This window comes from Aquimarina sp. AU119, from assembly GCF_900312735.1.
Classification (GTDB): domain Bacteria; phylum Bacteroidota; class Bacteroidia; order Flavobacteriales; family Flavobacteriaceae; genus Aquimarina; species Aquimarina algiphila.
The window spans coordinates 69,926-92,660 of record NZ_OMPF01000021.1 but is presented as its reverse complement, the minus strand read 5'-3'; the positions used below and the strand labels follow the sequence as shown (position 1 = coordinate 92,660).

At 32.0% G+C, this 22,735-nt stretch carries 22 protein-coding genes; 6 read left to right on the top strand and 16 right to left on the bottom strand.

Going from position 1 to position 22,735, the window contains the following annotated elements; genetic code table 11:
* The first annotated feature begins 207 nt into the window (after positions 1-207).
* The 3 genes from DK442_RS17095 (at position 208) to DK442_RS17085 (ending at position 1,844) form a co-directional block, all read left to right on the top strand.
* On the top strand, positions 208-645 hold the full coding sequence (locus tag DK442_RS17095) for an Hsp20/alpha crystallin family protein (RefSeq protein ID WP_109437115.1): 438 nt from the start codon (positions 208-210) through the stop codon (positions 643-645).
* A gap of 161 nt (positions 646-806) precedes the next feature.
* Positions 807-1,661 (top strand): SPFH domain-containing protein, encoded by an 855-nt coding sequence (locus tag DK442_RS17090; RefSeq protein ID WP_109437114.1) that lies wholly within the window; start codon positions 807-809, stop codon positions 1,659-1,661.
* A 3-nt stretch (positions 1,662-1,664) separates the two neighbouring features.
* Positions 1,665-1,844, top strand: coding sequence for an Arc family DNA binding domain-containing protein (locus DK442_RS17085; RefSeq protein ID WP_109437113.1), 180 nt, complete (start codon positions 1,665-1,667; stop codon positions 1,842-1,844).
* Between the two features lie 77 nt (positions 1,845-1,921).
* Here the strand turns inward: DK442_RS17085 and DK442_RS17080 are convergent, their stop codons facing one another.
* Together DK442_RS17080 and DK442_RS17075 are read right to left on the bottom strand one after the other, a co-directional pair.
* Positions 1,922-2,680 carry a LytTR family DNA-binding domain-containing protein gene (locus DK442_RS17080; RefSeq protein ID WP_109437112.1) on the bottom strand — a complete coding sequence of 253 codons (759 nt, stop codon included), beginning with the start codon at positions 2,678-2,680 and terminating at the stop codon, positions 1,922-1,924.
* Between the two features lies 1 nt (position 2,681).
* Positions 2,682-3,743, bottom strand: coding sequence for a sensor histidine kinase (locus DK442_RS17075; protein ID WP_160114232.1), 1,062 nt, complete (start codon positions 3,741-3,743; stop codon positions 2,682-2,684).
* A gap of 269 nt (positions 3,744-4,012) precedes the next feature.
* Between DK442_RS17075 and DK442_RS17070 the strand changes: the two genes are divergently transcribed.
* Both DK442_RS17070 and DK442_RS17065 read left to right on the top strand, forming a co-directional pair.
* On the top strand, positions 4,013-6,394 hold the full coding sequence (locus tag DK442_RS17070; protein ID WP_109437110.1) for a carboxypeptidase regulatory-like domain-containing protein: 2,382 nt from the start codon (positions 4,013-4,015) through the stop codon (positions 6,392-6,394).
* Positions 6,395-6,705: 311 nt separating this feature from the next.
* Positions 6,706-7,155 (top strand): DUF1569 domain-containing protein, encoded by a 450-nt coding sequence (locus DK442_RS17065; RefSeq protein WP_109437109.1) that lies wholly within the window; start codon positions 6,706-6,708, stop codon positions 7,153-7,155.
* Between the two features lie 135 nt (positions 7,156-7,290).
* Here the strand turns inward: DK442_RS17065 and DK442_RS17060 are convergent, their stop codons facing one another.
* The 3 genes from DK442_RS17060 to DK442_RS17050 form a co-directional block, all read right to left on the bottom strand.
* Complete coding sequence (locus DK442_RS17060; protein ID WP_109437108.1) at positions 7,291-7,953, bottom strand: suppressor of fused domain protein; 663 nt, start codon at positions 7,951-7,953, stop codon at positions 7,291-7,293.
* An 85-nt stretch (positions 7,954-8,038) separates the two neighbouring features.
* Positions 8,039-8,317 carry a DUF3144 domain-containing protein gene (locus tag DK442_RS17055; protein WP_109437107.1) on the bottom strand — a complete coding sequence of 93 codons (279 nt, stop codon included), beginning with the start codon at positions 8,315-8,317 and terminating at the stop codon, positions 8,039-8,041.
* A gap of 439 nt (positions 8,318-8,756) precedes the next feature.
* Positions 8,757-9,314, bottom strand: a complete 558-nt coding sequence (locus DK442_RS17050; RefSeq protein ID WP_109437106.1) for a lysozyme inhibitor LprI family protein — start codon at positions 9,312-9,314, stop codon at positions 8,757-8,759.
* A gap of 184 nt (positions 9,315-9,498) precedes the next feature.
* Here DK442_RS17050 and DK442_RS17045 point away from each other — a divergent pair, with 184 nt between their 5' ends.
* A complete protein-coding gene (locus tag DK442_RS17045; protein WP_109437105.1) occupies positions 9,499-10,212 on the top strand; it encodes a hypothetical protein in 714 nt (237 codons plus the stop codon).
* 66 nt (positions 10,213-10,278) lie between these two features.
* Here the strand turns inward: DK442_RS17045 and DK442_RS17040 are convergent, their stop codons facing one another.
* The 11 genes from DK442_RS17040 to DK442_RS16990 all read right to left on the bottom strand — a co-directional run bounded on the left by DK442_RS17040 (position 10,279) and on the right by DK442_RS16990 (position 22,698).
* Entirely contained in the window at positions 10,279-10,623 is a 345-nt protein-coding gene (locus tag DK442_RS17040; protein ID WP_109437104.1) for a 5-carboxymethyl-2-hydroxymuconate Delta-isomerase, read from the bottom strand.
* Between the two features lie 141 nt (positions 10,624-10,764).
* A complete protein-coding gene (locus DK442_RS17035) occupies positions 10,765-11,049 on the bottom strand; it encodes a hypothetical protein (RefSeq protein WP_109437103.1) in 285 nt (94 codons plus the stop codon).
* 28 nt (positions 11,050-11,077) lie between these two features.
* The gene (locus DK442_RS17030) at positions 11,078-12,112 is read right to left on the bottom strand and encodes an NmrA family NAD(P)-binding protein (RefSeq protein WP_109437102.1); all 1,035 of its coding nucleotides are present in this window, start codon (positions 12,110-12,112) and stop codon (positions 11,078-11,080) included.
* 125 nt (positions 12,113-12,237) lie between these two features.
* The gene (locus DK442_RS17025) at positions 12,238-13,104 is read right to left on the bottom strand and encodes an AraC family transcriptional regulator (RefSeq protein ID WP_235010982.1); all 867 of its coding nucleotides are present in this window, start codon (positions 13,102-13,104) and stop codon (positions 12,238-12,240) included.
* Between the two features lie 31 nt (positions 13,105-13,135).
* Positions 13,136-14,155: an adenosine deaminase gene (locus DK442_RS17020; RefSeq protein WP_235010981.1), complete on the bottom strand. Its 1,020-nt coding sequence runs from the start codon at positions 14,153-14,155 to the stop codon at positions 13,136-13,138.
* 62 nt (positions 14,156-14,217) lie between these two features.
* The gene (gene uvrB / locus DK442_RS17015) at positions 14,218-16,224 is read right to left on the bottom strand and encodes an excinuclease ABC subunit UvrB (RefSeq protein ID WP_109437100.1); all 2,007 of its coding nucleotides are present in this window, start codon (positions 16,222-16,224) and stop codon (positions 14,218-14,220) included.
* Between the two features lie 305 nt (positions 16,225-16,529).
* Positions 16,530-16,973, bottom strand: coding sequence for a DUF6438 domain-containing protein (locus tag DK442_RS17010; protein WP_109437099.1), 444 nt, complete (start codon positions 16,971-16,973; stop codon positions 16,530-16,532).
* 55 nt (positions 16,974-17,028) lie between these two features.
* A complete protein-coding gene (locus DK442_RS17005; RefSeq protein WP_109437098.1) occupies positions 17,029-17,985 on the bottom strand; it encodes a hypothetical protein in 957 nt (318 codons plus the stop codon).
* 115 nt (positions 17,986-18,100) lie between these two features.
* Complete coding sequence (locus DK442_RS17000; RefSeq protein ID WP_109437097.1) at positions 18,101-20,926, bottom strand: T9SS type B sorting domain-containing protein; 2,826 nt, start codon at positions 20,924-20,926, stop codon at positions 18,101-18,103.
* 25 nt (positions 20,927-20,951) lie between these two features.
* Positions 20,952-21,791, bottom strand: a complete 840-nt coding sequence (locus DK442_RS16995; RefSeq protein WP_109437096.1) for an ABC transporter permease — start codon at positions 21,789-21,791, stop codon at positions 20,952-20,954.
* A gap of 4 nt (positions 21,792-21,795) precedes the next feature.
* A complete protein-coding gene (locus tag DK442_RS16990) occupies positions 21,796-22,698 on the bottom strand; it encodes an ABC transporter ATP-binding protein (protein ID WP_109437095.1) in 903 nt (300 codons plus the stop codon).
* Between the last annotated feature and the right edge of the window lie 37 nt (positions 22,699-22,735).

Below are 22,735 nucleotides of genomic sequence, written 5' to 3'. Positions count from 1 at the left end.
TAGTGAATACAATATTTAACCCACAAAATTCCCTTTGTGGGTTTTTGTTTTTATGAGGTTTTGTCATTCTAATAGTAAATAGATTTGACAAAATGTCATTTTATGATAGTGTATTTATGACATAATGTCTTAAAAATATTAATGGAACTCTAATTGCTATGTACTCATTGAAATTATGATTTAAAATAATCTTTAAAATAAAATATAATGAGTTTACTTAAAAAAACAGACAGATTACCTTTCCTTTTTGATGATTTTTTAGCTACCGATTGGTTCGGAGGAACAGCTAATATTGGTAAAATAGCAAACAGTACTCCTGCAGTAAATGTAAAAGAAACAGATGAAGATTTTTATGTTGAGCTTGCTGCTCCAGGTCTATCAAAAGAAGATTTTAATATCGAATTGGATAACGACGTGCTTACAATTTCTTCAGAAACAAAGTCAGAAAAAGAGACTTCAGAAAATAAAGGTAAATACACGCGAAAAGAGTTTAGTTATAGCACATTCAAAAGATCATTTAGCTTACCTGATACAGTAGAAGGTACAGGAATAGAAGCTTCGTATGAAAATGGAGTACTGTTGGTAACGATACCAAAAAAAGAAGAAGCAAAGATACAACCTAAGAGGTTGATAGAGATTTCATAAAGTGATTTGATTTGAGATTTTATTTAGTTAGTTAATGTTGTAAAAACGCCTTTTGTAAAAAAGGCGTTTTTGCTTTTTATGGTTTCATGTCTACCATAGAAAAGATTTTTTTGAAATTTGAATTATTTTTTGTATTATTATGATATCAAAATGATATTATTATGAAATATGAAAACAAAATGAAACCAAATAATGGTTATATAGTATTAGGAGTATTGGTATTGGTGATCATTTCAATGCTATTAGGGATTATTTTCACAGAGAACCCTTTAATTCTTGCCTTATTAGTTGTAATAGTTTTTATCATTAAGGGCTTTTTTATTGTTAATCCAAATAGTTCTAAAGTTATGGTGCTTTTTGGAGCATATAAAGGAACAGTAAAGGATAATGGCTTCTTTTGGACTAACCCTTTTTATTCGAGGCAACGAATTTCTTTGCGAGCCAGAAACTTCTATAGTGAACGGGTAAAAGTGAATGATAAAATTGGGAATCCAATCTTGATTAATGTAATTTTGGTGTGGAAAGTAGAGGATACTTATAAAGCAGCCTTTGATGTTGATCAATATGAAGAGTTTGTGAGAGTACAAACAGATGCGGCAGTTAGAAAACTTGCGGGTTCCTATCCTTATGATAATTTTGCCGATGGACAACATGAGGTAACATTGTTATCAGGGATGGATGAAGTAAATGAAGCTTTGGAGAATGAAATTACAGAACGTTTGGCTATTGCTGGAATACATGTCATGGAAGCTAGAATAGGGTATCTTGCCTATGCTCCAGAAATTGCAAGTTCTATGTTAAAGAGGCAACAAGCAGTTGCTATAGTTGCTGCGCGTAAAAAGATAGTAGAAGGAGCAGTGGGTATGGTAGAGGATGCGTTATCTAAGTTGTCAAACGATAACATTATTGATTTTGATGAAGATAAAAAGGCATCTATGGTAAGTAATCTTATGGTTGTTTTATGTGGAGATAAAGAAGCGACTCCTGTAATTAATACCGGTACACTTCATTCATAATATATGAGTAAGAAAAAATCATTTGTTCTTAGAATAGACCCTGAAACTTTTAAGTTAATAGAGAAATGGGCAGATGATGAGTTTCGTAGTGTTAATGGTCAATTAGAATGGATGATACATAAAAGCCTTAAAGATGCTAAACGATTAAAAACCAAAAATAAAGATAATTCAGAAGAGAAATAATACTATGTTCCTTGGTATAATAGTATAAAACACCCTTTTGTAAAAAGGGTGTTTTTATTTTAACGTATTTCTTTTTGTTATAAATCTAACCACTTTTTGAAATTAGAAGTTCGCTCTCTCGATACAATTACATTATCATCATCCGAAGGCCTTAATTTTAAGAGTAATCTACTGTTAAAATAACTATGAATTTCAATAACAGCTTTAACAGAAACCATAAACTTTCTATTGATTCTAAAGAATTGTACAGGGTCTAAAATATCTTCTAACTGGTCGATAGAATATTCTATAGGGTAATGTTGATCTTTATGTGTGTGTAAAAAAATCAATCCTTCATCAGATTTAAAATATGCGATGTCGTCTACACTAAAAGTGTTAAATTGATTACCGACTTTTACCATAAATCGTTTCTTAAATTCTTTAGAAAACAGGTTTTTAATTCGCTCAAATTTTTCATTTTCTATAGCTGTGCTATCATTAGGGAGGTTTTTTCTATATTTTGTGAGTGCGTTTTTAAGATCTTTTTTGTCAATAGGTTTTAAGAGATAGTCTAAACCATTGTATTTAAAACCTCTAATCGCGTATTCGTTATATGCAGTAGTAAATATGACCGGTGGATGATCTTCTAAAGTGTCAAGAATATCAAAACCATAACCATCATTCAATTGAATGTCTAAAAAAATGAGATCAGGTAAAGGGTTATTGTCAAACCAATGTTTACCGCTCTCTACAGAAGTAATCTGACCTGCAATTTCTATTTCTGGAGCAAGTTCTTCTATAAGACTAGCAAGACGTCTAGAAGCAATATTTTCATCTTCAATAATTATAGCGGTCATATTATGAAATTTTTACAATGGAAACTTCTTTAATGTTTTTTGATAAAAGAGGAATAGTGACTTTAAAATAGTCATTCTCTGCTGTTACCATAACTTTTTGATTGGTATAAAATGAATATCTCTTTTCTATATTTTTAAGACCCAATTTTGTGGATTCTTCTTTTTGCTTTCTTATATGTAAATTGTTTTGGATAATAATATGATTATTATCTGTAGAGATAATGTTAATCTCTAATGGTTTCTCTTTTGAATAATAATTATGTTTTAGTGCATTCTCCACTAACATTTGTAAGGTTAATGTTGGAATTAGGTATTCATTTTGATCAACAGAAATATGAGTAGTAATGCTTAATGCTCCTTCATGTCTAACATTCATCATAAATATAAATGAATCCAAGAAACTCAATTCTTTTTTAAGACTCACTAGGTCTTGTTCGCGGTTATCCAGAATATAACGATAACATTTTGCTAGCCTAGATACAAAGTCAGATGCCAAATCTCTATCTTCATACATGAGAGAGGTTAATGTATTTAAACTATTAAATAAGAAATGAGGACTGATTTGATTTTTTAAAGATTTATATTTAGAAGCCATGGCTTCTTTCTTTAATAGATTCATGGTATTTTCTAATTCTTTTTTTTGTTTGAGAGCATAATAAAAAAGATTAAAAATAATCGCCGTAAACCCGAGAATAATAGCCCTGAAAAAATCAATTCTAAATCGTAGCCATGGATTGTGAGCATCAATGTTACAAATGTTTTCGAATTCGAAGATAGCTAGATAATATACCAAGGCAGTAACAGGAACAACGATCGACATATTAACGGCTATAATTTTCATTCCGTTATGCATATCCAGGCTGCTCCCTAGTTTGGATTTTGTTGCTCTCTGTATTAACCAATCATTAGTCTCCCAGGCAAGCATGAGAAGAAAAAAAGCACTACAATAATAAAAAATCCCTGGACCATCAAATGGACTACCATCATCATCATGATCTATAGTAAACTTTACCAAAAAGTAAATCAAGTTTACAATAAGAAAACGAATGGTAAATTTTTTCATGTAGTTTTTTGAAATCATACAGTATACTGATAATTAGTACTGGTAAAGATACATAAGTAGTTTTTTAGAAATTAAGTACACGTTCCTGAATTGTTGTATTAAATGTTGAATTGTAAGAATTCGACTTTAATTTGAAAATGATACTCCTATTAGCGCTATTAACAATTGGTTCTTGTTTTTAGACATTTCAAACACTAAATCATCAATCAAGTGTTTTTCGTTTTTATCTGGGGTAGTAAGATTGCACATTTGATCAAAACTAAAAGATCATGAGAAAACTTATTTTTGTAGTGTTTGTTTTGTGTTGTATAGTAACCAATGCACAAACTGGAACTATTAAAGGACAAATTACAGATAAACAGTCAGAATCACCTTTGCCAGGAGCAACAATTGAATTATTGTCAGAGGCAGAACCTATTGGTGTTGTGACGGATTATGATGGATATTTTAGGTTAGAAGACATTCCTGTCGGAAGGCAAACTATAAGAGTGAGCTTTATTGGTTTTGAAACCATAACAATGCCAAATATAATTGTAACTTCAGGGAAAGATGCAGTAGTAAATGTTTCTTTAATAGAATCCTTTGCGCAATTGGATGAAGTGATTATTACCAATAAAAATGCCAAAGCCAAAGCAATTAATAAGTTGGCATCTGTCTCTGCCCGACAATTTGGAGTAGAAGAGGTGACACGTTTTTCTGGTGGTAGAAGTGATGTTGGACGTTTGGCAGCAAATTTTGCTGGAGTTTCTTCACCAGATGATAGTAGAAATGATATTGTGATCCGTGGTAATTCGCCAACGGGATTATTATGGAGGTTGGAAGGAGTGCCTATTCCAAGTCCAAATCATTTTTCTACAGCAGGTACTACAGGAGGTCCCGTATCGGCATTAAACCCCAATCTTTTGAAGAATTCAGATTTTATTACTTCTGCATTCCCTTCAGAATACGGAAATGCAATAGGAGGTGTATTTGATCTTGGATTAAGAAAAGGAAATATGGATGATTATGAGTTTACTGCTCAGGCAAGTGCTTTTACAGGGTTAGAAGCTATGGCAGAAGGGCCTTTGGGGAAAAATCGAGGGTCATTCTTGGTTGCAGGAAGATATTCTCTAATTAGCCTTGTTGGAGGAGGAGGAGGAGGTACATCAGCTGTTCCAAATTATAGTGATCTATCTTTCAATGTAGACTTTGGAAATGGAAAGTTGGGTAATTTTTCTTTATTCGGAATTCTTGGGAATTCGGATATCGAATTTTTAGGAGATGATATTGAAGAAGATGATATTTTTGCAGCAGAAGATGAAAATGCATTTGTAGAATCTGGCTTTGGTGTGGTTGGATTGAAACATCAGATTAGTATTAGTGAAAATTCTTTTTTAAGAACAATCATTTCAGGCTCTTTAAGTACAAATACTTATGAAGAAGATCGATTTATAGAAAAAAATACACCGGAGCAACGAATTATACGATATAAAGAGTCTGATAATAATGAAACTCGTTTTACATTTTCCACTATGTTTAATTCAAAGCTAAGTAAAAAAAGTACATTAAGAACAGGTGTTTTGATAGGAAATTATGGAGTAGAATTAGAAGATCGTGATCGTGATAAACAGGAAGATAATGATGGAGATGGAGATCCGGATTTAGTTGTGTTTAGAGATATTGATGAGAATTTAAGTATTATAGAACCTTATATACAGGGGCAATTTAGACTCACGGAGAAGCTAACATTAAATGCTGGAATACATGGACAATATAGTACTCTTAATGAGCAATTTGTTATTGAACCAAGAGCAGGCTTGAATTACAAAATGGGAAACCATCAATTAAGTATTGGGTATGGATTACATCATCAACCTGTGCCTCTGCCTTTGTTGTTTTTAAATGAGAATGTTAATGGAGAATTACTACAGACCAATAAGGATTTAGACTTTGTTAGAAGTAATCATTATGTGTTAGGGTATGATGTGAAAATTAGTGATGGCTGGAGGGGTAAAATAGAGGTGTATTATCAAGATATTGATAATGCCGGAGTCGAACCATTTCCATCATCTTATTCTACTCTAACAGAAGGTGCAGATTTTAGTTTTGATAATGATAGAGTGTCATTAGTCAATGAGGGTACTGGTTTTAATCAAGGTGTAGAACTGACATTAGAAAAATTCTTTAGTAAAGGATACTATGGGTTAGTTACGGCATCTTTCTTTGAAAGTAAATATGAAGGTAGTGATGGTATAGAGAGGAATACACCTTTTAACAATGGTCAAGTAATAAACTTTTTGGCAGGGAAAGAAGTCAAAGTTGGTAAGGAAAAGAAAAATGCTCTTCTTTTTGATACACGACTTACGTTTTCTGGAGGAAGGTATTTTACTCCGGTTAATCTGGAATCTTCACAACAAGCAGGCTTTGAAGTTCTGCAAGAAGATATTGCATTTAGTGAGCAATATGATGATTATTTTAGATGGGATGTAAAGTTTGGGTATAAGATTAATAGTAAGTCAAAAAAGCAATCTCATCAATTTTATGTGGATTTACAGAATGTTACTAACAAAACAAATGTTTTTGAGCGTAGATATAATCGTGTAACTAATCAAATAGATCAAGTAGATCAAACAGGTTTCTTTCCAGATTTTGGATACAAATTTCAATTTTAAAACATTACAAGCTAAGTTGTTGATTCTGTGATTATCCTTTTTTTAAGGAGGAGAAACAGCCTGTCTTTGTTTAGACAGGCTTTCTTTTAATATCATATTACTTAATTTTTTACTTTCGATAAATAAACCCAAATTCATTTTTGTAATTAATAAAATTTCTTATTTGTTGATTACATATTGATGTTTAAAAATGAAGTAGTTAAATTTTATAAAGAAACAATTTATCTAAAACTGTAATGAAATCATAGTTTTAGACTTGATTATTGTTGGATTTGTAAAGATACTTAATCAACCTTCAAAAGCATAATTTCATGAAAAGTGAATTAAATAAAATAGAACACTATCTCGTTCATCGAGATAGTTTAAATAAAGAAGTTTCTAAAGTGGCAGTTGCCTGGCATTTGGATCATAGTCTTAAAGTGATCAATAAAATTTATGACTCTTTAAAAGATTCTAATCCAGATATGTATAAAAATAAATTTAGTACCGCTCGTACATTATCTTTTACGTTTGGATATATACCAAGAGGAAAAGCAGCCGCGCCACTATCTGTTCAACCTCCAGATACCATAATGACTGCTGATATTGTTTCGCAGTTAGTAGAAGCCAGGGAGAAAGTAAGAAAAATAGAATCGTTAGATGATCAGTCCAATTTTAAGCACCCGGTTTTTGGACAGTTAAATAAAAAACAAACTAAACGATTTTTGGAAATACATACTAAACATCATTTAAAGATTGTAAAAGGCATATTAAATGAATGATTGTTATATGTTTTATGGTTAGAGTAAACGTTTTGTATGAAGTACATTGCGTAAATTCAGAATTAAGTTAATTTAAAAGAAAAGTATTTTTACCAAATCAACAAGTGCATTTGTAGAATGTCATGCGTTAGTTTTTTATACTACAGGGTCTCTATCCAAATCACTATATGGATAATGCCCTTTTTCTTTTAATAATTTAAATAATTCATCACTCCCATTTTGCCTTGCAAAATCCATTTCACTTCTAAATATTTGTAAACAAAGTAAAAGATGGTGTTCTCGGTCTCCAATTTTAAGTTTTTTACCATCTGGTTCATATAAATCAAAGACCAAACACGTGTTTTCTTCATTTTCCCCATTAGGAATTTCAATTGTTTCCTTTGGATTAAGAACAGCTTGAGATGAATACATTCCAATTGATGTCAGAAACCCGCAGACCTTTCGTTCAATTAGGTTAAATGGAGTTTGGACTTCATCATTAGTGTTATAAACATATTTGGTAAAGGAAACTAATTCGTAAGTACCTAATCGATTCTTTAAAGGACCATTTCCATCTGGGTTTAAAAGTTCCATTGTAGCAAATCCAGTTCCTTTAATATGATTTGGGAAATAATACATATCAACAGCTCCACCAATAGAAAAAGGGATAATAGCATGTCCTACTAGATTATGCATTTTACCAAGAACTTCTTCAAGTCCTTTTGATTTTAATTCATAGTCTTTTTCGTGCTCCTTTTCAGTAAATTCTTTTTCAACAGGTGTTTCTTTTTTCCCAAATAACCTTTTTAGAAAACTCATATTTTTATTATTGTTTTTTTTTGATTACACATAACGTTATAGATATGTGTCGTAGCAGCATAAAATGTTACCTAACCATCCCTATTTATTTCATATAACGATCAAAATTTTCAATATAATCAGTTAGATTTTCTCTTAGCATTTTTTCACATTCAATTGTGAAATATTTGATAGTTTCTTCTTTTGCATTTTTCATTTCTGTCGAACTATTCCAACCGGTTGCACTAATCCAAGCATTAAATCGAGACACTCCATACATCATTGAAGCACTTACTTCTCCTTTGGTAGCGTTATTTAACTGATCGTTTGATAGATTTATATGTTCATCAGCTCTATCATAGAATTTTTCATCTGTTTTACTCATTGTTTTTTCGTTATTAAATTTATACAATACCTCTTATTATGTCTAGTTTATTTGAAGGGCATCAGGTGATAAAAAATCAGAAATTGTTCTTTCTGTCCTTTTTGGGCTACTTAAATATTTAATATTACATTCTGCTATCTTTCCTTTTTGATATGAATGTATTTACTGTTTGTGGTTTATCGATATATTCTTTTTGTAAAATAAGAGCTATCGGTTTCTCCGCACCTATTTTATTTTTGGAGAAATCAAAAGCCTCTTCATATGTTGAGAATACATAATAGTAATCACCTCCTTTTTCGATATTATCAGCTCCTAATTCAGGATGAAGCCATACACGGTACTAAAAAACTTCATCCCAAACATAGTCACCTCCATTTTTTACTATTGTAGGGTGTTTTTTCATTTTTAAAAGACATGTATGTGATTTGTCATAAGTTTTTTAATATTCGCTAACTCCTAATGAATATTGATAAAGATCGATTACCCTTTTTTTTGTCAGTTCAGAAATGTTACCAGCTACTATTACTCTTTGGATACTTCCTCCACCAGAATATTTTTCTTTAGATAACCTAACAATAAGTTTTATTTCATCATCTCTAAATTCTATCCATTTTCTCTGGCTTTGTCGCAATATTTTTTTATCCTCTTCATCTAATCTATTCAATAAAATTTTGTAATACTTATTTAGTAATTCATCATATTTTTTATTTGAATAAATTGCTGAGTCTACCATACTTGCTGTCGAGTAGTCAATTTCTAATCGCCATAGTGTTTTTAATTCTATTTTGGTGGTGTCAAGAGTAAATTCAATTAATTGATTTTTTTCTAAAAATGAATTTTCGTACTTTCTTTCTAATGTATTTTTTAAGCTTGTTAAACTGTCTTTTATTTTAGTTTTTATTTTTATTGAATCCTCTTTTGTTATTGATCTTAGATTTTGTGACCAGCAATTATTTAAACATGTGATTAATAAAGTTAATAGTAATACGATTCTCATTTGAATGTTTTTCAATTTGTGCCGATAATGATAAAACCAATTAGGTTTATTTCTTTTATATGTGCTTGTAAATATAATTTTTTCAATAATTAGATGTTTGTATACCGTTCACTTTCTATTGAATAGTAGTGTACTAAAGACTTTTTCTTACATTTATTGAAATGATAATTGTATTACTTAGAGGATGAAAGCATTAGAAGAGATTACTTGTAGAGTGTCAAAAAAAAGAGCTGTCATTATTAGAGCCATAGATGCCAATGTTTCTTTGAGTAATGAAGTTTTTGCAATAAATTGGTTTAATACCAAAAATAGATCACTATACAATTTTTATAATCTTCTAGCTGCAAGAAGTGTATATAAAGTAGGAGCAAGGCCTATTTTTAAAGGAGAAATAACTAAAAAACTTATAGGTAATTCTGATCAACATAGAGAAATGTTATTAATTGTTAAATACCCATCGGTTGCTAGTTTTAAGAGCTTGTTGGATAACTTATATTTTAAGTTAATTAGTGTTTTTAGGATTAAAGCAGTGCAGGATTTTAATTTTGGATTTAGTTCTAAAAATGACTTAAGTTTTAATAAAACAAAGGATAAATCAAAAATATATATAATCCATCATTATCAAGGTAAAGTTGATCATGTATGGTTACAGGAAATGATTAACCTTGCTTCTAAATATAAAGTGCATCTCTTTTATTCTGGATCAATTTCTTCTCGATTGTATGTTAAAGATAAGAAGAAAGAAGACAAAACAATTCCATGTATGTTAGATGGTGTTTTAGTTTGGTATGCCGATACAGAAGAAGATATAACCTCTTTTGTTGTTGATAAAACGTATAAAAACCTTCTTACTCAGGTAGCTAACTCTTACGTCGGAATACTAAAAAGATCCCTCTAACGCTTAGAAGAGATATTTCGATGTTAATATGAGTTTTCTAATATAGAATTATACATTATCAAAAAACTATACCATTGATTTATTACAATACGAAGATTTCTCAAAATCTCTGATATTTATAGAGAGTATAGGAACATCTGGGAACATAGATTTTAAAGTAGTCACGATTCTTCTGGATAGATCAGCTTTTTGAGCATCGGTTCTGCCTTCCATAATATTACCAAAAATGTGTATGAAATCATCGCTAGTATTTCCGATAGTATAATATTTAAATGGATTTATTCTTACCTTAATATCTCCTTTATCAAAAAGATCTGTAGACTCTGCTGTGTCATATACTGCTTGAATAATTTCTTCTGGGGACCTGAGTTTAATAATGTGTTCAGAACAGTCTAGTACAAAATGTGGCATGTTAGAATTTTTGTATAAAAATAATTAAAAGAAGTAGTAATATGAATTGAGTTTTCATAAAAAACTATTAATAAAATATTCTTGTTATACATCAAAAAAATCCCGACATTTTTTTGATGTCAGGAAAGGTGATTTTAGGGTTTAGAAGAGCATTTTTAATGGTTCTAAAGGACCTAGTGGGATATATTCAAAATCCAAAAAACCTTCTTGTACTAGAGGAAGTTGATCAAGTGTTTTTCTTGCTTCTTCTATAGATTCGCATTCAAGAATAAATACAACTCCGGGTCGGTCTTTTCTAAAATAGAAAGTTCTGATTTTTTCTTCCAAATATAAATTTATAGTAGCGGCTAGTTCCTGTGGTAAATGTGGAGTAAGTATTTCATCGTTTACTCCTTCTTTCATCTTGTCAATTGCTAAAATTTGCATTTTTTAAATGGTGTTATTATTAGACATTTTATGTATGAGTTTTTCTCCAACCTTTGGATTGAGAAGAGAAAATGGTATTCTTAAATTCGGGTAAGTGTTGTTGTTTTTCAAAGTGTTTAATATTCAGAGGTGATGTGAGCATTGCCTTTATCATAAAAGCAATTGCTTTTAATTTGTTTTTCAACGTTTGTTTGGTAATGGATTGAGGGACTAAAAGTTTTCTGATAATGGTTTCAAAATCATCTGCTTCTTTTCCAACAATATCTTGTACAACTGTTGTGGGGGCATTGTTTTCCCAAGTTCCTAAGCGTCCTTCATTTATATAATATGGGATTTGAGAAATATCCATTTTGGGGTATTTATAAGCTTTTAAAACTTTTGTAATCATTTTATCTGAGAGTTGACTGACAGTTATTTTTCGTCCAATTACTTTCTCTATCGTCGCTGCCATTTGCGCTGCAGAAAGTAACTCCTTACCTGTTATTCGGTAGATTTGATTAACATGATTTTTTGGAGCCTTTAAGATATGAGCAGCAACCAAACCAATATCTTCGCTAGAAGGAGGTGCGTTTTTTCCAAAATCGGGGAACATTCCAAATTGAGTTAGAGGGTGAGGTGTCATAACATATGGAAATGCAAAAAGCCCTGGATTGAGGATCGTAAGATTAGAAGTTGATCTCTTAAATATAGTGTCTACAAGAGCATGTTCTTTGGTGTAGATACTTGGATGTACATGAGAACTTAACCATTGCGTTAATAAAACCACATGCTCTAATTTTAATTCATCTACAACAGTAGCAAAAGTAGCTCCTTGAAAAAGGATATTGGGATATGTGGGCACAAAATATGTTCGCTGAATACCTTCTAACGCTTTGCGCACATCTCTAATGTCACACATATCACCTATAAAAATTTCGGCTCCAAGGTGCTTGAGTTCTTTTGCCTTTTTTGAATTAGAGTTTCTTACAAATGCTCTAACAGGAAATCCTAATGTTAGTAACTCTTTGGCTGCAGGGAAACCTGTATTTCCATTTGCCGCAGTGATTAAAATTTTTGGTTTCATTGTCGAATTATTTTGGAAGTACTATGAAGCAATGTCATGATGTATCTATAATACCTTTTGTTTTCAAAAGTTTATAGCACAAAAATAGATTGATGAAACTGTAAGAAGTATTAGAATTGGCTCAATTACTTTTGTGATTGGCTCATTCTGTACTGCGATGGAGAAAGCGTATATTTTGCTTTAAACGAACTGGAAAAATGCGCTAAATCGTTAAAAAGACAGTCATATGCGATATTGCGTATGGGTTGGTTGGATATACTAAGAAGTGTAGCGGCTTTTTCTAAACGTCTATTTTTTATATAATTTGCAGGACTATCGTTATAGATTTTTCTGAATTCTCTTTTAAAAGAAGCCAAACTGTGATAAGATAATTTTGCAAGATCAGATACCGTAATAGGAGAAAAAATATGGGCTTCTATCACCTCCTTTAATGAAAAGGATTTTGGCGAAAACAAATTATACATGATTTTGATAATATTGTCGGCATCTTTGGTGTTTAATAGAAGTAGGATGATTTCTTTAAATTTTAGGATTAATAGTTCTTCACTGGCAAGATTAGGGTTTTCAAAATAAAATAGAAGGCCGTCAATATATTTCCGAATTAGAATATCAGACTGTACTAGTGCCATATTAGAACTATAAGAATATTGTTCTTTGTTCGTTAGGAATGCAGGAACTTCTTTCTCATAGATTTTTTTAAGTACTTCGGGGCAAAAGTGAATGGCAACAATTCCACATTGTTTTGTTTTAGGGTCAGGGATTACATCATACATATAATTTCCACACTTCATCAAAACACCTTCGTTTTGATTTACAACGAGATGTTCTTCCTCAGAATATGAATTGCTAATACCTTCAGTAATATATAAAAAACACGCCTCATTTTCTAATGGGTTTGGGTTTTTGAACGGAGGTGTTACTACAGCTTTTTCAAAAACTTTCTTATTAAATAGTGTAATGGTATGATGCTCTATTACCATTTTTTTATTCACTTATAGTATGATGATAGTCGATTAAAAGCATTTAATGATTTTGAAAATATTGATCAAGTTCTAAAAGTTTCTTTTCTTTTTCTGTATCGGGTAACCAACTAGCTTTAAAACTATTCTTTACAAGCTCAGTAATTTGCTTTTTTGAAAGATCAAGAGCTTGTGCAATACCCCAGTAATTTTCATTCATATACCCGCCAAAATAGGCTGGATCATCAGAGTTAACAGTTACCAAAAGGTTTTTATCCATCATTTTTAAGATGGGATGATTTTTTAAATCTGTAACGACTTTTAATTCTAAATTAGATAGAGGACATAGAGTAAGGGGTATCTGTAATGCTGCGAGTTTTTCTACAAGAACTTCATCATCAAGGCAACGATTTCCATGATCAATACGAGCTACATGAAGCAAATCCAGCGCTTCCCAAATATATTCTGCCGGACCTTCTTCTCCAGCATGAGCTACGGGGGTGAAACCTTCTTCTCTGGCTTTTGCAAAAACACGTTCAAATTTTGATGGGGGATTCCCTACTTCTGAAGAATCTAAACCAACTCCGCCGATCCATTCCTTAAAGGGTAAAGCTTGTTGTAATGTTTCAAAAGCAGAGGATTCATCGAGATGTCTTAAAAAAGACATAATCAGAACATTTGTGATTCCTAACTTCTTCTCACCATCCTGTAAGGCTTTATAAATTCCATTAATTACTGTATCAAAAGAAATGCCTCGGTCAGTATGAGTTTGGGGATCAAAGAAGATTTCAACATGTTCTACATTTTGCTCATGCACTTTGGTAAGGTAGGCCCAGGTAAGATCATAAAAATCCTGTTCTTCAATTAAGACATTGGCTCCAGCATAATAGATATCAAGGAATTCCTGCAGATTATTAAAACTGTATGCATTTTTCAATTCATCAACAGTAGTATATTTTATTTTCTTATTGTTTCTTTTTGCAATTTCGAACATCAATTCGGGTTCGAATGTTCCTTCTATATGTAAATGAAGTTCTGCCTTAGGGATTACTTCAATAAATTTTTCAATTGAAATGCTACTCATAGTAGTTGAATATTTTTTGAATTTATAATTATAAGTAATTCATAGTATGTTATTTCAAAAAATCACACTTTTTGATCTTGAATTTTTCCTTGTAACATTTTAATCTCATCCCTTAGTCGAGCTGCAGTCATAAAATCTAGTTCTTTTGCGGCTTTTTCCATTTCCTTTCGAACATTTCGAATGCGGGTTTCGAGTTGTTCCTTGGTATAATATAATGTTTCTTCTTCTGCAGCTTGTAATGTAGGAGCGTTTTCAAAAGTATAAGGCTCAACCTTTTTGCCAGCAAGAGCATTGTCTAATGATTTTTTGATAGCTTTAGGAGAAATACCATGTTTCTTATTGTAAGCAATTTGTTTCCCTCTTCTATACTCTGTGTCATCTATTGTTTTTTGCATACTATCAGTAATCTTATCCGCATACATAATCGCTCTACCGTTTACATTTCTGGCAGCTCTACCAACAGTTTGAACCAAAGATCTTTTGTTTCTTAAAAAACCTTCTTTATCAGCATCCAAAATAGCGACTAGTGATACTTCTGGTAGATCTAGTCCTTCACGAAGTAGGTTTACACCGATGAGCACATCAAAGATTCCTTTTCTGAGATCTTGCATGATTTCTACTCGTTCTAATGTATCTACGTCACTATGAATATATCTACATCTAACTTCTATTCGTGTTAGGTACTTTGCTAATTCTTCTGCCATTCTTTTGGTTAGAGTAGTAACCAAAATACGTTCATCGACTTCAATTCTCTTTTGTATTTCTTCGATAAGATCATCAATTTGATTCAAGCTGGGACGTACTTCGATTATTGGATCTAATAATCCGGTTGGTCTTATGATTTGTTCTACATATGTTCCTTCACTTTTCTGTAGCTCATAGTCGGCAGGTGTTGCACTAATATATAAAACCTGGTTTTGTATCGCTTCAAGTTCTTCAAATTTTAAGGGGCGATTATCCATTGCAGCAGGAAGCCTGAACCCGTATTCTACAAGATTTTCTTTTCGAGAACGGTCTCCACCATACATAGCATGGGTTTGAGGTACTGTAACATGACTTTCATCAATAATCATCAGATAGTCATCAGGAAAGTAATCCAATAAACAAAATGGTCTTGTTCCAGGAGCTCTTCCATCAAGATAACGAGAGTAATTTTCTATTCCAGAACAATACCCTAATTCTTTAATCATTTCGAGATCAAAATTAGTGCGTTCTTCAAGTCTTTTTGCTTCTAATGGTTTTCCTATTTCTTTAAAATATTCTACCTGCTTACCCAAATCTAATGCTATTTGATCAATAGCGCCGTTCAATACTTCAGGAGAAGTCACAAACATATTGGCAGGATAGATATTTAATTGATCATACTTTTCAATGATTTCATTAGTCTGAACATCAAAAGCTTCAATTTCTTCAATTTCATCTCCAAAAAAATGTACTCTAAATGCATCATCAGCATACCCTGGGAAAATATCTACAGTATCTCCTTTTATTCTAAAATTTCCATGCTTAAACTCTGCTTCAGTTCTGGAGTATAAACTTTGTACTAAGCGATGTAATAGAGCGGTTCTGGATACAAATTGTCCTGCTTGTATTGAGATTACATTTTTCTGAAATTCTACAGGATTACCAATACCATATAAGCATGATACAGATGCTACGACAAGTACATCTCTTCTTCCTGATAACAATGAGGAAGTTGCGCTTAGTCGCATTTTTTCGATTTCATCGTTGATAGATAAATCCTTTTCTATATATGTTCCCGAAGTAGGAATATAAGCTTCAGGCTGGTAATAGTCGTAATACGAAACAAAATACTCTACAGCATTCTTAGGAAAAAACTGTTTAAACTCTGAATAAAGTTGTGCCGCAAGCGTTTTATTATGAGCTAATACCAAGGTAGGGCGTTGTACCCTTTCAATTACATTGGCAGCAGTAAAGGTTTTTCCTGAACCTGTGACTCCAAGAAGTGTTTGATACTTTTCATTTGCCTCTATACCTTCTGCTAGTTGTCGTATAGCTTCTGGCTGATCTCCGGTAGGCTTGAATTCAGATTCCAGTTCGAACTTCATTGTATACTCTTTCTTTTTAAGAATAAAGATACTGAATCAAAACACATATGTAGAGCTATTTATTCTTAAAAATATCTAATGATGTTATTCGTTTTAAGAAAATTGAAATTCAATACGATTCGATCCTAAAATATTATGAAAATGTATAGGTGAGGCTACTTGATGTAGTACAAGTAGCCTCTTTACTCAAATAAAAAACAACATAGGGAATTATAAATAGATTAATTGACTCATTTAATATTGATAAAGTCGTATCAGAACTCACCATTTGTGTTCACATTTTGCAGATAAACTATAATATAATTTTAAGTATCATTTTCTACATTCGATATGATCCTTTCTACTATGCTCTTTAATTTTTTATCAAGTTTCTTTATATAATCATTATCACTAGAGTTGTAATATTTATATTCTTTATTATTAAAGCGTAAGGTGGTAATTGATCGGTCTAATCTTTTTTTAAATATTACATCTTGATGAGGATCTTCATCCAGTATATTTTTTAAAGTTTTAATTTCTCGATTATCTAATTTCCTGTTTATGTTTTTTACAACAGGAACATTACTTATCCCGGAATAAGAAATAGAACCATCATTGTATATCCATAAATCATAAACTGGACATTTGCCATGACAAGGGCTTTTGGAATAGTAAATTATAGCTTCTTTTTGAGAAGAAGTATTTAGAGTTTTTTGTACAGTGTTACAGGAGAAATTTATACATATTAATATAATAATAAAAGGTTTCATAATCTTATTTGTTTTGATTGCTCTGACTTTTTCGACCCGTTACAGGATTATCTTTTTAATTTTTATGGAGTCTACAATGAGATTTGTTCTTATCCCCGATAGAGTTTGCTCTTTTCCATGATCCAGGATTTGGTAGAAAGTTTCTGTTACTCTTAGCGATGTTTCCTCTTATGTAGTTTCGTAGTTTTATCATTTTATCATCATCATACATGATTTGAATTTTTTGTTCGGCTTTGCTATTTCCTGATACACCTTTTTCTCTTGTTGTAAATGTTGCAAAAACTTCAGCGATATCTTCACCAGGATTTGTAGATGCGTATTGGGTTACATATCGATCTTTATATTTATCATAAAATGCCTGTGCTTCGGTTTCGCTATTTGCATTTTGAAATTCATCCCAGATATCTGCCCAGTGCTTTTTTTGAAGTTGATTAATGTTCGAGTTATCTCTTGCACAACCTTCTCCTGTATAAAAATTTTGACAATTACTTTCTTCAATAGAAGAGTCAACCTGTGTATCATCCAAAGTAATGATATGTCCAAATTCATGTATTATCGTATATGCAAGTTCTCCTTTTGCATTAAATCCACCCTCGTAAGCATAATCTATTGCGATCCCCATTTGCCATTTAGAAAGATCTTTTGTGCGTTCTACTACGTAGCCAAGAACACCTTCTTCTTCGCTTTCATCACCATAATAAATCATGAATTCATTCATTTTTGATCGATAATCAAGAGGAATAATTTTTTTTGTAAGGTTCCATATTTCTTGATGCTTTTTAATGTCTTTTTGTAATACTAAAGCATTTCCTGTTACGTCAAAATCCTTTTGTTTTATAATATTTTCTCCATCAACTTTATAGAGTGTCAAATTTTTTAATGAGTTATCTTCATTTTGATTATTATCGGTACTTTCTATGGGTTTTGCTCCGTCATCATCATTACTACAGGACAGGATAGAGAAAGTTATAATACTTAAAAAAACCACTAATATGTAATTCCATTTTTTCATAGGATACTTTTTAATTTAAATGTCTTTATATTCTAAAAACAAATGAATTTTAAAAGACCCTACTTTTTTTTAAAAGTGGTGGCTACAGATAAGAAAATTTTATTTGCGAAGTTTATTATCGAATTAAGGAAAAACTTCCGGTAAGAATTCTACCATCATCTAATTCTACACGAAACCAATATTGACTTGAAGGCATTATTTGACCATTATATATACCGTCCCAGCCAGAGCTTCCTGCTCTTAATTGCTTAAGTAATTTTCCATGGCGATTGAAAATGAAAATTAAAGAATTAGACATGACCTCGGTAGATATTCCTTCAACATTCCAAGTTTCATGAAAGCCGTCTCCATTAGGAGTAAAATATTTTGGAAAACCAACAACAGAAATATCTTGTGTAATTTCAGGGACACATCCGTTTTTATCTCTTACATAAATCGTATGAAATCCCGGGGGTACATTTGTAAAAGTGGGATCGTCTTGATAGTTACTCAAAACTCCTTCTATTTCGATAGCATATTCATAGTTTCCTAGACCTACTGCATTAACTGTGACGGTATTATTATCTCGAGCATCATTGATATCTATAGATTGTATGGTTGCTATACTGGAAGCAATTACGTTTATAGTTCTGGTTTTAGAACATCCTGTCAGATTACTCGTAATTTGGGCGGTATAAATTCCTGGTTGTCTAACAGAAATGGTTTGACTAGTTTCATTGGTGGACCATAATATTGTAAAATCACTAATGTTACCATTTAATGGTATACCGGCATCAATATCGATACTGGTTTCATTTTGACATAAGAAATATGATGTGTCTGCTTCTATTTGAGGGAGAGGTATTACAAAGAGGCTAATGCTACTAATTCCAAAACATGCTCCATCACTTTCTTCAGCTTTAGCATAAATGATATCATCTCCTTGAGTATTTTGTGTCGTATTTGTATATGTTGTGATAGGATTTCTATTTAATAATGCGTCTTCTGTACTTGCGTAATAAGAAATTGTAAGTCCTGTAGTTGTTATTCCAAATAATACTTGAGCATTTGCTTCTGTAAGATTAAAAGTGGTAAATCCATCTTCTAGACCATCATCGTCACAAGCTCTAAGTTCTACATCATTTACATCTGTAGTACTTACTTCTAATGTAACGGATGTAATATCAAAGCAATTAGGATTTCTTGTATTTAATACACGAGCATAGATTTGCTGATTATTCATACTGTTTTCGAATCTATCTTCATTATTTATTCTAGGAGTTCCTGCCATAGCAGAAGTCATATCATTAAAAAATTGAGTGCTATACTCTGAGTTTCCACCCGTAAGTTGATCGTCAATTGTATGTAAATCAAATATAGTAATGTTATCTCCGCTGGTTTGATAAGCATCACATTGTGTCATAGTTGCTGGAGCGGCTACAGGAACATCAAAGAAGGTAGCATTTGCAACTCCGATTAATGGACAACTACCATCATTAAGATCAATTTCTAATCTATAATTGCCTGTTGAAGTAATATCTAAAAAATTAGTGGTATTTGTGGTAGGAGCGTCATTAATAAACCAGGTATATGTAGCACCTGGAATATTGAGATATGATAGTCTATAAGTATCACCATCACAGAGAGGAAGATTTACATCATTTGGATTACCATTATTGATAATATCAACAGTCTGTGCAAAAATAGATTGAATGAATGGAGGTAACCCCAACCTAACATTTCTGGTCCCGTCTACATTAACTAATATTCCTTTTTCGTTATAAATTACATTATTACCTAATTCTTCTGGGTTTTCTATAACCCCAAGATAATTGCCTTGCTCTGACGCAAAATTAAAAAGAGCTCGATATATTTTTCCATCTGGACCTAATTGTAGTGCTCCTTCATTAAAATCAAATGAATCCTGACTATTCTCATTTTGGATTCTGATTCCGCTTGCAGCTATTTGATTATCAGGGAGTGATAAATCGTATTGCATAAGAAAGCTTCTTCCATTTCCTTCATCTCCAAAACCAATCGTACTGTAAAGCCGTTGTCCGCTCTGTGAAAACTCTATTCCATATGGAGAATCTCCATTATAAAGTTCGATTTCATTAGATATGATTCCTGTAGTATTGTCAAAATTGTATAATAAAACTTTTCCTGGCCCATTTCCTGCAGTGACCGTGGCAAAGCCAAAATGTGCCACAGCAATTTTATCTCCCTCTGGGGAAGCTTTTATATATCCTAATGCATTACGGCGATATCCTGAGAGGGGCACAGTAACTCCTACACGTGAGTTTACCGGAGTAGTATTAACGCCAGTTTGATCTACCTTAAAAGCATAAAAAGTATCTACAAAATGAGTAATTACCCAGAATGAATCACAATCATCACTTTTAATAGCGGTTATCTTTTCTGAACATTTATATGCACTATCCAGAAGTCCAGATGTATTATAAGTAACCAATGGCATGTTCTTTTGTCCGGGAACAACTGCTCCATTTCCTCCATTTAGAGACATATCTACTATAGAGAACATAAAACCATCATTTACGCCATCTCCATCAGATGTTAGAGGATCTGTATCTGCATTATCGTGATGAGGTTCATCTACGGTAAAAATGATATAGATATTTGGTGTATTGGGTTGCGGAACAATTAAAGCAGATGAAGTACTCGAAGGATCTCCTTTCAAACCAGTTCCATTATCCATAATATTATGAAACCGATCCCAAACAGTGATTCCGTCAGTATAAAATAATAATCCCCCGGTAGCATCAGAAATTGTGGTGCATCCTTCTAAAGTATCTATTTGGCCATTAGTAAGAGCAGTAGGAGGGGTAGTATTAAAACTGATCCCTGCATTTTGCCCAAAATACCAATTATTAGCCTCTCCTTGACTTTGTGCCGAGAAGTAAAAAAAGGAAACAATAATAAAAACGGCATAAATATTCCGCATACTTGAGCTCTAAAACTCAAATATATTATAAATCTCTCTTTTTAAGTAATCTGTAGGAAAGATTGATGAAAATTGCTGTCCAAACCAATACAATTAAGATCTCATACCAATGTACAGCATAATCACTTTTAAAATTTTCTCCTAACTGATTTGCTGCAGACTGTACAAAATTTAATCTGGTAAAAGGTTCATTAACCAGGTTACTCATGCTTTCTAAAGGAAGAAAAGGTATTATTTTATCAATGATATCCGAATCAAATTTCCATTTAAATAGACTAGAGAGTAATCGGACTAACCCTTCTATAATTTGCCAGAATATTAAAAACCCTAAGGCAAAGGCAGATCTTTTGATTAAAATACCAAGGAACATACAAAATGAAAAGAAGCCTACCAATTTTAAGAAGTAAGCAAAAATGAATTCTATCCCCGAAAAGACAATTGAAAACTCATTGTAATCAGAAAAGATCAATCCAAGAATTAATGATACTATGAATAAAAATACGGTCGAAATAAGAGAAAATACTACAACGGTAAGAAACTTTGATGCTAAAAATTCTTTTTTACTTAATCCATCGATCAAATTTTGTTTTAGTGTTCGATTGGTATATTCATTTGCCATAATAGACACGATAACAATCGCCAGAAAGAGTTTTAACCATGCTGCGATATAGGCATTAAAATGCCAGATATATGGAAAGTTAAAGATTCCTTGATCTGCCAAACGGAAGTTTACTCCTCCAAAACTAAATTCATAAGAAGCAATCAATGCAATGGCTGTAATGAGCACAAAGTATGTAATCGTTAATACTTTGGCAGCTTTATTATACCTTAATTTTTGAAATTCTATATTGAGTAGTCGTAACATGGCTTTAGTTTAAATTGTTGGTTAATTGTAAGAATTGTTCTTCGAGGCTTTCTTTTCGTTTTACCAGGTGCGTAAGAACTATCCCTTCTTTAAATAATTGCCTGTTAAGACTTTCTGCATCTAACTCATGTGCTAAAAACGCAATAATTTTATTATCATCCTCTTCTTTAAAGTTTTTAAAATCTTTATGTTTTGATAACCAGGCTACCAAAGCTGATTTTTGTTCGCTTTTAAGCTCAAAGAACCCATAACTTGCGTTCATTTCATCTACTGGTCCAGAATATAATTTTATCCCTTTTCTTATAATAACTACATGACTACATACTTTTTCTACTTCATCCAGTAAATGAGATGCCAAAAGAATAGTAGTTCCCTGAGATGCGATTTTTTTTATGATTTCTCGGATTTGGTGTATTCCTTGAGGATCGAGTCCGTTTGTAGGTTCGTCCAAAATTAAAATTTCCGGATCATTTAACAATGCAGAAGCAATCGCCAGACGTTGCTTCATCCCCAGAGAAAATGTTCTGAATTTACTGTCTTTACGATCTAGTAATCCCACAACTTCAAGTTTTTCCTCAATTTTTGCAGCAGAAACACCTTTGATTTGGCATACTAGTTTTAAGTTTTGTGCAGCGGTCATGTATGGATAAAAGTTGGGACGTTCTATAATTGCTCCAACTTTTTTTAATGCATCATGCGTAGATGTGTTTCCATCAAACCAGGTAAACCCACCAGAAGTACTATTAACAACATTAAGAACAATTCCTAAAGTAGTGGATTTACCACTTCCATTTGGTCCTAGAATCCCATACACATTTCCCTTTTTTATAGTAAAAGAGAGGTCTTTGACGGCTGTAATTGGCCCAAACTTTTTAGTAAGGTTATTTATGGTCAGTATATTTTCCAATTGTAATTGTTTTTGGCGGTTATATAAAACAAGACGA

Bases quoted from the DNA above. Each gene is read 5' to 3' on its own strand.
- DK442_RS17020 (WP_235010981.1), bottom strand. From the start codon at position 14,155: ATGAGTAGCATTTCAATTGAAAAATTTATTGAAGTAATCCCTAAGGCA.
- DK442_RS17090 (WP_109437114.1), top strand. From the start codon at position 807: ATGAAATATGAAAACAAAATGAAACCAAATAATGGTTATATAGTATTA.
- DK442_RS17075 (WP_160114232.1), bottom strand. From the start codon at position 3,743: ATGAAAAAATTTACCATTCGTTTTCTTATTGTAAACTTGATTTACTTT.
- DK442_RS17010 (WP_109437099.1), bottom strand. From the start codon at position 16,973: ATGAAACCTTTTATTATTATATTAATATGTATAAATTTCTCCTGTAAC.
- DK442_RS17030 (WP_109437102.1), bottom strand. From the start codon at position 12,112: ATGAAACCAAAAATTTTAATCACTGCGGCAAATGGAAATACAGGTTTC.
- DK442_RS17085 (WP_109437113.1), top strand. From the start codon at position 1,665: ATGAGTAAGAAAAAATCATTTGTTCTTAGAATAGACCCTGAAACTTTT.
- DK442_RS17055 (WP_109437107.1), bottom strand. From the start codon at position 8,317: ATGAGTAAAACAGATGAAAAATTCTATGATAGAGCTGATGAACATATA.
- DK442_RS17070 (WP_109437110.1), top strand. From the start codon at position 4,013: ATGAGAAAACTTATTTTTGTAGTGTTTGTTTTGTGTTGTATAGTAACC.
- DK442_RS17060 (WP_109437108.1), bottom strand. From the start codon at position 7,953: ATGAGTTTTCTAAAAAGGTTATTTGGGAAAAAAGAAACACCTGTTGAA.
- DK442_RS17000 (WP_109437097.1), bottom strand. From the start codon at position 20,926: ATGCGGAATATTTATGCCGTTTTTATTATTGTTTCCTTTTTTTACTTC.
- DK442_RS17045 (WP_109437105.1), top strand. From the start codon at position 9,499: ATGAAAGCATTAGAAGAGATTACTTGTAGAGTGTCAAAAAAAAGAGCT.
- DK442_RS16995 (WP_109437096.1), bottom strand. From the start codon at position 21,791: ATGTTACGACTACTCAATATAGAATTTCAAAAATTAAGGTATAATAAA.
- uvrB (WP_109437100.1), bottom strand. From the start codon at position 16,224: ATGAAGTTCGAACTGGAATCTGAATTCAAGCCTACCGGAGATCAGCCA.
- DK442_RS17005 (WP_109437098.1), bottom strand. From the start codon at position 17,985: ATGAAAAAATGGAATTACATATTAGTGGTTTTTTTAAGTATTATAACT.
- DK442_RS17095 (WP_109437115.1), top strand. From the start codon at position 208: ATGAGTTTACTTAAAAAAACAGACAGATTACCTTTCCTTTTTGATGAT.
- DK442_RS17080 (WP_109437112.1), bottom strand. From the start codon at position 2,680: ATGACCGCTATAATTATTGAAGATGAAAATATTGCTTCTAGACGTCTT.
- DK442_RS17035 (WP_109437103.1), bottom strand. From the start codon at position 11,049: ATGCAAATTTTAGCAATTGACAAGATGAAAGAAGGAGTAAACGATGAA.
- DK442_RS17065 (WP_109437109.1), top strand. From the start codon at position 6,706: ATGAAAAGTGAATTAAATAAAATAGAACACTATCTCGTTCATCGAGAT.
- DK442_RS17050 (WP_109437106.1), bottom strand. From the start codon at position 9,314: ATGAGAATCGTATTACTATTAACTTTATTAATCACATGTTTAAATAAT.
- DK442_RS17040 (WP_109437104.1), bottom strand. From the start codon at position 10,623: ATGCCACATTTTGTACTAGACTGTTCTGAACACATTATTAAACTCAGG.